General features: G+C 52.8%; 10 protein-coding genes. 8 read left to right on the forward strand and 2 right to left on the reverse strand.

Features of this window, described 5'->3' with window-relative positions:
• Positions 1-9: 9 nt before the first annotated feature.
• The 5 genes from ACT53C_RS12145 (at position 10) to fabF (ending at position 4317) form a co-directional block, all read left to right on the forward strand.
• Complete coding sequence (locus ACT53C_RS12145; RefSeq protein WP_228518732.1) at positions 10-951, forward strand: beta-ketoacyl-ACP synthase III; 942 nt, start codon at positions 10-12, stop codon at positions 949-951.
• A gap of 83 nt (positions 952-1034) precedes the next feature.
• Complete coding sequence (gene fabD, locus ACT53C_RS12150) at positions 1035-1958, forward strand: ACP S-malonyltransferase (protein WP_476146464.1); 924 nt, start codon at positions 1035-1037, stop codon at positions 1956-1958.
• Positions 1959-1968: 10 nt separating this feature from the next.
• On the forward strand, positions 1969-2709 hold the full coding sequence (gene fabG / locus ACT53C_RS12155; protein ID WP_275355353.1) for a 3-oxoacyl-ACP reductase FabG: 741 nt from the start codon (positions 1969-1971) through the stop codon (positions 2707-2709).
• An 86-nt stretch (positions 2710-2795) separates the two neighbouring features.
• On the forward strand, positions 2796-3032 hold the full coding sequence (gene acpP / locus ACT53C_RS12160) for an acyl carrier protein (RefSeq protein ID WP_018985321.1): 237 nt from the start codon (positions 2796-2798) through the stop codon (positions 3030-3032).
• Positions 3033-3084: 52 nt separating this feature from the next.
• On the forward strand, positions 3085-4317 hold the full coding sequence (gene fabF / locus ACT53C_RS12165) for a beta-ketoacyl-ACP synthase II (RefSeq protein ID WP_194747679.1): 1233 nt from the start codon (positions 3085-3087) through the stop codon (positions 4315-4317).
• Between the two features lie 89 nt (positions 4318-4406).
• Here the strand turns inward: fabF and tpx (ACT53C_RS12170) are convergent, their stop codons facing one another.
• Positions 4407-4910: a thiol peroxidase gene (gene tpx / locus ACT53C_RS12170; protein ID WP_194747678.1), complete on the reverse strand. Its 504-nt coding sequence runs from the start codon at positions 4908-4910 to the stop codon at positions 4407-4409.
• An 88-nt stretch (positions 4911-4998) separates the two neighbouring features.
• Complete coding sequence (gene tpx, locus ACT53C_RS12175) at positions 4999-5505, reverse strand: thiol peroxidase (RefSeq protein WP_476146467.1); 507 nt, start codon at positions 5503-5505, stop codon at positions 4999-5001.
• Between the two features lie 184 nt (positions 5506-5689).
• On the opposite strand from tpx (ACT53C_RS12175), the gene dnaE reads away from it, so the two are divergent.
• The 3 genes from dnaE to tilS are packed head-to-tail and all read left to right on the forward strand — an operon-like array spanning position 5690 to position 11660.
• Positions 5690-9169, forward strand: coding sequence for a DNA polymerase III subunit alpha (gene dnaE / locus ACT53C_RS12180; protein ID WP_476146469.1), 3480 nt, complete (start codon positions 5690-5692; stop codon positions 9167-9169).
• A 33-nt stretch (positions 9170-9202) separates the two neighbouring features.
• Complete coding sequence (locus tag ACT53C_RS12185) at positions 9203-10198, forward strand: acetyl-CoA carboxylase carboxyltransferase subunit alpha (RefSeq protein ID WP_476146471.1); 996 nt, start codon at positions 9203-9205, stop codon at positions 10196-10198.
• 10 nt (positions 10199-10208) lie between these two features.
• The gene (gene tilS / locus ACT53C_RS12190) at positions 10209-11660 is read left to right on the forward strand and encodes a tRNA lysidine(34) synthetase TilS (RefSeq protein WP_476146473.1); all 1452 of its coding nucleotides are present in this window, start codon (positions 10209-10211) and stop codon (positions 11658-11660) included.
• The last annotated feature ends 19 nt before the right edge of the window (positions 11661-11679 follow it).

The raw sequence follows: 11679 nt of genomic DNA on the forward strand, positions 1-11679 counted from the left end.
ATCGCACGAATGATTTACGCTCGCATTGCAGGTACTGGAAGCTACCTGCCACCCCATATTTTGACCAATGCCGATCTGGAAAAAATGGTGGATACCACCGATGAGTGGATTTACGCCCGAACTGGCATCAAACAACGCCACCGCGTCACGGATGAGCGTACCAGCGATCTGGCGACCCACGCGGCGCGTCAGGCGATTGACGCGGCCGGCATCGCGGCTGAACAGATTGACCTGATTATTGTGGCAACAACCACGCCTGACAAGATTTTCCCAAGTGTGGCGACCATGGTGCAACGCAAATTGGGCATCAGCGGCTGTCCCGCTTTTGATGTGCAGGCGGTATGCAGTGGCTTTGTCTATGCGCTGACCACCGCCAACCAGTTCATCAAGTCTGGCCAGTCCCGCAATGTCCTGGTGATCGGGGCGGATACATTCACCCGTATTACTGATTACAGCGACCGTAGCAACTGCATTTTATGGGGCGATGGTGCCGGTGCGGTGATCCTGCAAGCCAGTGAGCAACCCGGTATTCTTTCTACCCACATCCACGCCGATGGTAACTACGAAACCTATTTACATGTGCCGCGCAATCCTGATGGGCCTGACACGGTGGTGATGGAAGGGAATCCGGTGTTCAAAATGGCGGTCAATACACTGGATCAGATCGTCGATGAGACGCTGGAGGCTAACCAGATGCAAAAGTCAGATATTGACTGGCTGGTGCCGCATCAGGCTAATATCCGTATTTTGCAGGCAACGGCCAAAAAACTGGAAATGCCGATGGATAAAGTCGTCGTGACAGTGGATCGCCATGGCAATACCTCCGCAGCCTCAATTCCACTCGCACTGGATGTGGCTGTACGTGACGGGCGCATCCAGCGTGGACATACCTTGCTCATGGAGGCCTTTGGTGGTGGATTCACCTGGGGCTCAGTCCTGGTAAAGTACTAACCAGTGCTAACAGTACCAAGGTTCAACAATGAAGCATGCCGTGCTTGCACGACCGTTTTAACTGAATAAATAACTGAATCAATATGTCTAAATTTGCTTTTTTCTTTCCTGGTCAAGGTTCACAGTCCGTGGGCATGATGCAAGGACTTGCAGCCCATGCCATCGTTAAACAAACCTTTGACGAAGCCTCTGCTGTGTTGGGTGTGGATTTCTGGAAAATGGCCACCGAGCCAAATGAAGAAATTAATCTGACTGAACACACACAACCCATCATGCTGACCGCCGGTATTGCTACCTGGCGTGTTTATCAGGCGCTGGGTGGCCAGTTGCCAACCGCGATGGCGGGGCATAGTCTCGGTGAGTACACTGCACTGGTTGCAGCCAATGCCATTTCGTTTGCGGATGCCTTGCCACTGGTAAAATTTCGCGCCCAGGTAATGCAGCAAGCCGTGCCGGAAGGCCAGGGGGCCATGGCAGCGATCTTGGGGCTGGATGATGATACCGTGCGTGCTGTTTGTACCGAGGCGGCACAAGGTCAAGTCTTGCAGCCCGTTAACTTCAACTCACCAGGCCAGGTTGTCATTGCCGGTGACAAAGCGGCGGTTGAGCGTGGCATGGAGTTAGCCAAGGCGAAAGGGGCCAAGCGTGCGCTAGCATTGCCTGTCAGCGTGCCTTCGCACTGCGACCTCATGCAGCCGGCGGCTGAAAAGCTGCGCGAATATCTCAATGGCGTGAATGTACAGGCGCCGGTTGTGCCTGTCTTGCATAACGCCGATGTCGCAGCCTACGCGGATGTCGCGCAGATTAAAGACGCGCTGGTTCGCCAGCTCTATAGCCCGGTCCGCTGGGTGGAGACCGTGCAACAGCTGGCTGCACAAGAGGTGCTGAGCGCCGCTGAATGTGGCCCCGGCAAGGTGCTGGCTGGTTTAGCCAAGCGCATTGTGGCCGAGGTGAGCTGTGTTGCGCTCGTCAATGACGAAGCCATGCAAACATTGATTACGCAATAAGGGAGAGACCATGTCTGACCAACAAATCGCATTAGTGACGGGCGCCAGCCGCGGCATAGGTGCAGCGATTGCACAAGCCCTGGGCAAGCAGGGAGCCACCGTGATTGGTACGGCGACCTCTGCCAGTGGCGCAGAAGCAATCACCGCCCATTTGAAAGCAGCTGGGGTCAACGGCGTCGGGATGGCGCTGGATGTGACACAGCCTGAACAAATTGAGGCGGTATTAAAGCAGATTGCCGAGCAGTATGGGGATGTCAGCATCCTGGTGAATAATGCCGGCATCACCAAAGATACCTTGCTCATGCGCATGAAAGACGAAGACTGGGATGCGGTCTTGACGACCAACCTGAAGTCCGTATTCCGCATGAGTCAGGCGGTATTGCGTCCGATGATGAAAGCGCGTCAGGGACGTATTATCAACATTTCCAGCGTGGTGGGTCATATGGGCAATGCCGGACAGACCAACTACGCAGCGGCCAAGGCTGGGATGACTGGCTTTACCAAGTCTATGGCGCAAGAAGTCGGCAGTCGCGGTATTACTGTGAACTGTGTGGCGCCTGGCTTTATCGCCACGGATATGACCGCTGAACTACCTGACGATATCAAGACCAAAATGCTGGAGCGTATTGCGCTTGGGCGTTTGGGGGCTGTGGATGAAATCGCGGCGACAGTGGCTTTCCTGGCTTCGCCAGCGGCCGCTTATATCACGGGCGAAACCATCCATGTCAATGGCGGCATGTACTGCGCTTAATATTTAGTTTCTTTGGTATTCTTGGCAAGTTTTGCTAGAATACTGGTTTACTGTACACGACACTTATCAACAAAGGGGTATTTTAGATGTCCGACATCGAACAACGCGTAAAGAAAATCGTTTGTGAACAATTAGGTGCAAACGAAGCTGACGTAAAAAACACATCATCTTTCGTAGATGATCTGGGTGCAGATTCTCTGGACACCGTAGAATTAGTAATGGCTTTGGAAGAAGAGTTCGATTGCGAAATCCCTGACGAAGAAGCTGAAAAAATCACTACAGTGCAGCAAGCGATTGACTACGTCAACGCAAACCTCAAGTAATTCATTGACTTCATTCTTCAATCAGCCCTCGCAAGAGGGCTGATTTTCTATTATGACGAAACGCAGAGTAGTAGTAACTGGCTTGGGCGTGGTGTCTCCAGTAGGGATTGGTACCCAAACCGCTTGGAACAATCTGGTCGCTGGTCAATCAGGCATTACCCGTATCACTAAATTTGATCCTACCCCATTTGCCTCGCAAATCGCAGGTGAGGTTAAGGGATTCAACGCTGAAGACTTTATTCCAGCCAAGGATGCACGCCGCATGGATACTTTTATCCAGTACGGTCTGGCTGCTGGCTTGGAGGCTTTCCGTGATTCTGGCCTGGAAGTGACCGACGCTAATGCAGAACGCATTGGCGTGACCATTGGTTCCGGGATTGGTGGTTTGGGCTTGATTGAGTCCACCAACGACAGTTATGACGAAGGTGGCCCACGCAAGATCTCGCCATTCTTTATTCCTGGCACCATCATCAACATGATCTCCGGCAATTTGTCCATCATGTTGGGTCTCAAGGGGCCGAATATTGCGGTGGTGACTGCCTGTACCACAGGCACCCATAGCATTGGTGAAGCCGCACGTATGATTGAGTATGGTGACGCCGATGTCATGGTGGCAGGTGGGGCAGAAGCCGCCATTACCGAGCTCAGTGTCGGTGGCTTTGCCTCTGCGCGAGCCTTGTCTACACGCAATGACGATCCTGCGACGGCCAGCCGTCCCTGGGATAAAGACCGTGATGGGTTTGTCATCGGTGAAGGTGCAGGGGTGATGGTACTCGAAGAGTATGAGCATGCTAAAGCACGCGGTGCCAAAATTTATGCAGAGGTGGCAGGTTACGGCTTGAGTGCCGATGCCTATCACATGACCGCACCGAATATGGACGGTCCACGCCGCTCCATGGTGAACGCGCTCAAAAACGCAGGGGTGAACCCGGACCAAGTCCAGTTCATGAATGCGCACGGGACCTCGACGCCCCTGGGCGATACCAACGAAACCAATGCCATCAAGGCAACGTTTGGCGATCATGCCTACAAGCTGGTAGTCAATTCGACCAAATCGATGACTGGTCACTTGCTCGGTGGCGCAGGCGGTCTGGAGTCGGTCTTTACGGTGTTATCGATTTACCATCAGGTTTCACCACCGACCATCAATCTGTTGAATCCTGATCCGGATTGCGATCTGGATTACTGTGCTAACACGGCACGTGACTTGCAGATTGAATATGCCCTCAAAAACAATTTTGGTTTTGGTGGGACTAACGGCAGCTTGTTGTTCAAGCGCGTTTAAAAGTATTTAAGACGGGTCTTTAGCAATATAAAAGCAGTAATAAAAAAGCCAGCTTAATGCTGGCTTTTTTATTACTCAAATCTGCTGACTTATTTGAGGACTGCCAAGGCAGCAGCATAGTTTGGTTCGTCAGCAATTTCGCCAACCAGTTCGCTATGCAATACCTGATTGTTCTCATCCAGTACAACCACTGCACGTGCAGTCAGGCCTGCCAGGCTGCTATCGGTGATCAGGACGCCATAATCATTGCCAAATTTGGCTGTATCGCGGAAGGTAGACAGGGTTACAACATTCTCCAGACCTTCTGCACCGCAGAAACGGCTTTGTGCGAAAGGCAGGTCTGCAGACACGCACAGCACGACGGTGTTGCTGACGCTACTGGCTTCCTTGTTGAAGGTGCGCACTGAGGTGGCGCAGGTGGGCGTATCAATGCTAGGGAAAATGTTCAAGACTTTACGCTTGCCTGAAAACGCATCCAGACCAAGCAGGTTGCGTTTGGCATCTGCCAATTGAAAATCAGGAGCCTTGTCGCCTTTGGTTAAAAATTTACCGCCAACCGCGACCGGATTTCCTTTGAGCGTAACGCTAGACATAGTGTTCTCCAAAATGTGATGAATAAAACTTAAACAAGCACTTTAACGTGTCAGCGCAACGCAATCAACCACATAAAAAGTAAGGGAATCAGGCGGGCAGCACCGCAAGCACGGCTTCGTAGTCTGGTTCCATGACCAGGTCCTTGACCAATTCAACGTGGAGGACGCGGTCATTTTCGTCCGCGACGATGATGGCGCGTGCAGGTAGGCCTGCCAGTTTGCTGGTCATCATGAGCACGCCATAATTCTTGAGCATGTCGCGGCCACGCAAGGTGGATAAAGTCATGCATTGCGGCAGGCTTTCCATGGCGCAGAAGCGGGCCATGGTGAATGGTAAATCCGGTGAAATATGCAGGATGGCGGTGTTAGTCAGATCTAGCGCCATGCGCTCAAGAATACGCACGCTGTTAGCACTGGTGGGCGTATCAATGCCTGGGAAAAAATGCAGTATCTTGCGCTGACCTGCAAAGGCATCCAGCGCAACGTCCTCAAGCTCGCGGTTAACTAGCTGGAAATACGGCAGGTGCTGCCCCAAGGCAGGCAGCTCGTCCTCCACCAGTATCGGGTCATCGAGCAGGGCAGTGGCATTGGGCATGTGATCTATCGCTTATGACAAAAACGCCTGCCATCATAGAACATAATCCCGGTTCGTTTCAATTTTTTACAACTATCAACAATCCATTTTTTACGAGGTTTGCATGGCTTTTTTGACGCTGTCAATGACATTATTTGTCGTTGGCATGGGTACAAAAAAGCAGGTTGGCGGTTAAAATAAAGTGATGGAAGCGCCTGAAACACCCTCTCTCCAACCTGCATTTATTCACCTGCGTTGCCACAGTGAGTATTCCATTGTGGATGGCACGGTGCGCATTGATGATTACGTTAAGGCGGCAAAAAGTGATGCCATGCCAGCGATTGCGCTGACCGATCTGGCTAACCTGTTTGGGGCGATCAAGTTTTACAAGGCTGCCCGTGGCAAGGGGCTCAAACCGATTCTGGGCTGTGATGTCTGGATCGAGAATCCGCTCCAGCGCGACCAGCCTCACCGCTTGCTGTTGCTGGTACAAACGCAGCAGGGTTATCGCAACCTGTGTGAATTACTCAGTCGCGCCTATCTGGAGAACCAGTACCGTGAACGGGCAGAAATCAAACCCGAGTGGTTACAGCAAAAAAACGCAGGGCTATTGCTGCTGTCGGGCTTTACTGCCGGTGACATTGGACAGGCACTGCAGGCTGGCAACCAGGCTCAAGCCTTGCAAGCGGCAGCACACTGGGCCGGGGTATTTGAAGGCCGCTACTACCTGGAAGTTCAGCGCGTACATGTGCCCGGCAATACCGAAGCCTATGCCCAAGAGCAATTGATCAGACAAACCATCGCCATTGCACAGCAGCTCGATTTACCTGTGGTGGCAACGCATCCGATCCAGTTCCAGACGCCGGATGACTTTATGGCGCACGAGGCGCGCACCTGTATCGCGGAAGGCTATGTGCTGGCCGATACCCGTAGACCCAAGCGTTTTGTCGCCACCCAGTATGTGAAAACCCAGGCAGAAATGCAGGCTTTGTTCGCCGATATGCCCATCGCTTTGCAAAACTCGGTGGAGATTGCCAAGCGCTGCAACGTGACGCTGACTTTGGGGAAAAATTACCTGCCCGATTTTCCGACGCCTAATGGTGAGAGTCTGGATCAATATCTGGTGGACCAGTCTAAAGCAGGCTTGGAGCACCGCCTGGCCTATTTGTACCCGGATGAACAGCTGCGGGAAGCCAAACGAGCTGAATACGAAGCGCGCTTGCAGTTTGAGTGCGGCATCATCATTCAGATGGGGTTTCCTGGCTACTTTTTGATCGTGGCCGATTTTATTAACTGGGCAAAAAACAACGGCGTGCCAGTCGGACCAGGCCGGGGCTCCGGTGCGGGGTCTTTGGTCGCTTACAGTTTGGGGATTACCGACCTCGACCCGCTCAAATACAACCTGCTGTTCGAGCGTTTCTTAAACCCGGAGCGGGTCTCCATGCCCGACTTTGATATTGACTTCTGTCAGGAAGGGCGAGATCGCGTCATCGATTACGTCAAGCACAAATATGGCTTGGCTTCGGTGTCTCAGATCGCCACCTTCGGGACCATGGCGGCCAAAGCGGTGATCCGCGATGTGGGCCGCGTGCTGGATTTGCCGTTCAACTTTGTCGATGGCATCGCTAAGCTCATTCCAATGGAGCTGGGCATCACGCTTGAATCCGCACTGGAAAAAGAGCCGCAACTGCAAGAGCGCCGCGAAAAAGAAGAAGAGGTCGCAGAATTACTGTCTTTGGCATTGCGGCTGGAAGGCCTGGTCCGTAACATCGGTATGCACGCCGGGGGGGTGTTGATTGCGCCTGGCAAGATTTCAGATTTCTCGCCCGTCTATTGCCAGCCCAATGGCGATAGCCTGGTCAGTCAGTACGACAAAGATGATGTGGAGGCGGTCGGCCTGGTTAAGTTCGACTTTTTGGGCCTGCGCACGCTGACTATCCTCAATATGGCGCTTGAAAATGCCAATGCGCAGCGCGCGCAAGAAACGTTGCCGCCACTGAGTTTTGAGACGATTCCGCTCGATGACAAGCGTAGCTACCATCTGCTGAAAACAGCCAATACGACAGCGGTGTTCCAGCTGGAATCGCGCGGCATGAAAGATATGCTTAAGCAAGCCAAGCCAGACTTGTTTGAAGACATTATTGCGCTGGTTGCCTTGTACCGTCCTGGCCCAATGGATCTGATTCCAGACTTCTGCCGCCGTAAACATGGCACGCAGCGCGTGGAATACCCGCACCCGTCGACCGAATCTATTCTCAAGGAAACCTACGGTATTGCCGTGTATCAGGAACAGGTGATGCAGATCGCCCAGGTGGTCGCCGGGTATAGTCTCGGTGGTGCAGACTTGCTGCGCCGCGCCATGGGTAAGAAAAAGCCGGAAGAGATGGTCAAACAGCGCGAAATCTTTAATGAAGGTGCGCTCAAAAATGGCCTGACCTTGCAGCAGTCCAATGATTTGTTTGACTTGCTGGAAAAGTTCGCGGGGTACGGCTTTAACAAGTCGCACGCGGCAGCATATGCCTTGGTGGCTTATCATACCGCTTACCTCAAAGCGCATTACCCGGCGGCTTTTCTGGCGGCGACCATGTCTGCTGACATGAACAACACCGATAACGTGCATACGTTTTTTGATGACTGCGGCGCCAATCATATCGAAGTGTTGCCGCCAGACATCAATGCCAGTGTCTATCAGTTCAAGCCGCTCAATGCGCAGCAGGTGCTTTACGGCCTGGGCGCCATCAAAGGCACCGGCCTGGCGGCGATTGAGTTGATTATGGCGTCCCGTCAGTCTCAAGGCCCTTTCAAAGACTTATTCGACTTTTGTCAGCGCCTGGATTTGCGCAAGGTTAACCGTCGGGTGATTGAATCCCTGATCCGCGCCGGTGCTTTTGACAAGCTGGAACCTAACCGGGCTGCGTTGCTGGCGGGCCTGGATAGGGCGATCAGTGTCGCAGAGCAGGGCGCGGCACACGCCGGGCAAGATTGCCTGTTTGGCGGGGTGATCGAAACGCAGCATGCGTTGCCGGATATTGCCGCCTGGAGCCCTGAGCAGGCCTTGCAAGAAGAAAAAACGGCGCTGGGTTTTTACTTGAGTGGTCACCCTTATTTAAGCTACAAAGCGCAGCTTGGCCCCTTTATCAAAGGCAATCTGGGTGAACTGGCGCCACAAGAGCAGCCGAAACTGCTGGCCGGGGTGGTCATGGGTGTACGTGTCCGCATGACGCAGCGTGGGAAAATGGCGATTGTGACGCTGGATGATGCCGTCGGTCGCGTGGATGTGGTCGTCGGTAGCGAATTGTTGAATCAGCACGCACAGTGGATCAAGGAAGACCAGCTGCTGGTGGTAGAAGGGCGGATCAGTAATGATGAGTTCTCCGGTGGCATCCGCGTCAGCGCCCGTAAACTCTATGATCTGGCCGCCGTGCGTAACCGTTTTGCGCAAATGCTGACCTTGAGCTGCAATGGCACTTCGGATGTGCAGCGTCTCATGACAGTATTAACGCCTTATCGCTACGCCGGTGAGGAGCAGAAGCGTTGTCCGATCAAAGTCGACTACCATAACCAGTCTGCGCAGGTGAGTTTGATGCTAGGCGATGACTGGCAAGTCGTGCTGCATGATGACCTGCTACACAATTTACAGGGCTGGTTGTCTAAAGAAAACGTCAAAATCCTTTATAATGCCTGAACTTTTTTCTAAAGAATTCATATTGGAATTCCAATGAGTGTAAAACGTTTAACGCCTAGTAAACTGACTTATCTTGATTTTGAACAACCGATTGCCGAACTGGAAAAGCGGATTGACGCGCTACAAGTTTCGCATGACGAACATGACTCTCTGGATATTTCCAAAGAGCTGGATTTGTTACAAAAGAAGAATACCAAGTTATTGCAGGATACCTTCCAGGCCTTGACTGCCTGGCAGATTTCCCAGGTGGCCCGCCATCCGCAGCGCCCCTATACTGCAGACTATATCAATGCCTTGTTTACTGATTTCCAGGAGTTGCATGGCGACCGTGCCTATGCAGATGACCCGGCCATTGTCGGCGGCATTGCGCGCTTTAAAGGCATTCCGGTCATGGTCATGGGCCATCAAAAAGGCCGCGATATCAAAGAACGCCAATACCGCAATTTCGGTATGCCGCGTCCTGAAGGCTACCGCAAGGCGCTGCGCCTGTTCCGTCTGGCCGAAAAGTTCAAGATGCCGATTATCACCTTTATTGATACGCCAGGCGCCTATCCCGGCATTGGGGCTGAAGAGCGCGGCCAGTCAGAAGCGATTGCACGCAATTTGTATGTCATGGCCGAACTGAAGACGCCGATTATTGGCATGGTGATCGGTGAGGGCGGTTCTGGTGGTGCGCTGGCCTTGGGCGTGGTGGATCATTTGAATATGTTGCAATATTCCACTTACTCGGTGATTTCGCCTGAAGGGTGTGCGTCCATTTTGTGGAAGAGCGCCAGCAAGGCCCCGGAAGCTGCCGAAACCTTGGGCATTACCGCAGACAGGCTCAAGTCTTTGGGCTTGATTGATACCATTATCAACGAGCCGCTGGGTGGCGCACATCGTAATTATGAAGATGTGATGGAGAAGGTTTCGCTCGCGATCGGCCAACAGTTGAAAACATTGCAAGCCAAAAAAATACCGCAGTTGCTGGAGACACGTTACCAGCGCCTGATGAGTTACGGTAAATTTAAAGCGGCCAGTGAAAAATAATGCTTCTCTTATGACCAGCCTGGAAACCCAGTTATCTGGTTTTCTGGCTGGACTGTCAAATCAGGATGCCAACACACCACATCTGCTGCTCGCACTGAGCGGTGGCGTAGATTCTATGGTGATGTTACATCTGCTCGCAGAGCTCTGCCAGCGATTGCCATTTCGGCTGTCAGCCATGCATGTGCATCATGGCTTGAGTCCTAATGCCGATGCGTGGTTGCAACAATGCGAACACCGTTGCCAGACCTACAATGTCCCTTTTTTTGCTGACAAGGTGCGCGTAGATTTGCAAAGCGGACAAGGCCTGGAGGCCTCCGCCCGCGAAGCACGCTATCATGCCCTGGAGCAACAGCGTCAACAGATCGGTGCAGATGCGATTGTGACGGCTCATCATCTGCAAGACCAGTCAGAAACGTTGATGCTGCAACTGGTAAGAGGCGCTGGCGTCAAGGGCTTGAGTGCCATGGCCGCATGGGATGGGGCACGCCGCTTGTATCGGCCACTGTTAAGCGTGCCAAAAGCTGCACTTTTACAGTTTGCTACCGCACACCACTTGCAATGGGTAGAAGACGAAAGCAACGCAGATACGGTTTACGACCGCAATTTTATGCGTCATGCAGTGATGCCAGTGTTGCGCGAACGTTATCCGCAAGTGGATCAGTCGTTGTTGAGAACGGCGGGGCACATGGCAGACGCGCAGAGTTTGCTGGATGTACTGGCCAGCCAGGACTTGGCGCAATGTGATTTGCAAGCCGAATGGCTGGGGCAATCGATTGCGATGTCAAAGCTGTATGCATTGGGTGATGTCCGCTCCAAAAACTTGCTCCGCCATTGGTTTCAACAGTTGCAGTTACGGATGCCCAATCAGGATCAATTGCAAGACTATTGGCAGCAGCTTTCATCGGTAAAACCTAACCGTTATCTGCATTTGCCGTTACAAGGGCAAGCCTCGCTTCAGTCAGCTTATTTGCACCATTACCAGCAACGCCTGTATTGCGTTACCAAACCAAGCGCATTGCCACAAACACCGCTGGTATGGCAAGGACAAGCCTCGCAGCAATGGGGTGACTGGCTAGTGCAGTTTAAAGTCGTGAAAGCGCGCGGGATTGCTTTGGCCAGACTGGGGGTTTCCCCGGCAGCGATTACCCTTAACCGGCGGTATGGACAACCTTTGGTGCTTGCTGAAGGCACTTCGCTCAAGTTGATGCCTAGGGCAGGGGGTGAGAGTTTGCAGCCTGATGCCAAGCGTCCACGACGTGAATTGAAAGTCCTCTTTCAAATGCTGGGCATTCCGCCATGGCAACGTGCTTTTTATCCTTTGGTCCAAGTGGCCACCACCCATCCAGGCGCTTCTGAAACGCTGGTCTCACTGGCAGGTCTCGCCGTGGATGCCGCCTGGCAGCCTGGCCGTAATGCTTACGGTCTGGAAATCAGCCTGACGCCGTCTCCCTCTCTTCTGTAATTGGTTGTATATATCCAAT

The sequence above is a fragment of the Methylophilus sp. DMC14 genome (assembly GCF_056314085.1).

What these genes read in the sequence shown, in the direction of transcription:
- acpP (WP_018985321.1), top strand. Translation starts at nt 2,796, where the DNA reads ATGTCCGACATCGAACAACGCGTAAAGAAAATCGTTTGTGAACAATTA.
- ACT53C_RS12185 (WP_476146471.1), top strand. Translation starts at nt 9,203, where the DNA reads ATGAGTGTAAAACGTTTAACGCCTAGTAAACTGACTTATCTTGATTTT.
- dnaE (WP_476146469.1), top strand. Translation starts at nt 5,690, where the DNA reads ATGGAAGCGCCTGAAACACCCTCTCTCCAACCTGCATTTATTCACCTG.
- tpx (WP_476146467.1), bottom strand. Translation starts at nt 5,505, where the DNA reads ATGCCCAATGCCACTGCCCTGCTCGATGACCCGATACTGGTGGAGGAC.
- fabG (WP_275355353.1), top strand. Translation starts at nt 1,969, where the DNA reads ATGTCTGACCAACAAATCGCATTAGTGACGGGCGCCAGCCGCGGCATA.
- fabF (WP_194747679.1), top strand. Translation starts at nt 3,085, where the DNA reads ATGACGAAACGCAGAGTAGTAGTAACTGGCTTGGGCGTGGTGTCTCCA.
- ACT53C_RS12145 (WP_228518732.1), top strand. Translation starts at nt 10, where the DNA reads ATGATTTACGCTCGCATTGCAGGTACTGGAAGCTACCTGCCACCCCAT.
- fabD (WP_476146464.1), top strand. Translation starts at nt 1,035, where the DNA reads ATGTCTAAATTTGCTTTTTTCTTTCCTGGTCAAGGTTCACAGTCCGTG.
- tilS (WP_476146473.1), top strand. Translation starts at nt 10,209, where the DNA reads ATGACCAGCCTGGAAACCCAGTTATCTGGTTTTCTGGCTGGACTGTCA.
- tpx (WP_194747678.1), bottom strand. Translation starts at nt 4,910, where the DNA reads ATGTCTAGCGTTACGCTCAAAGGAAATCCGGTCGCGGTTGGCGGTAAA.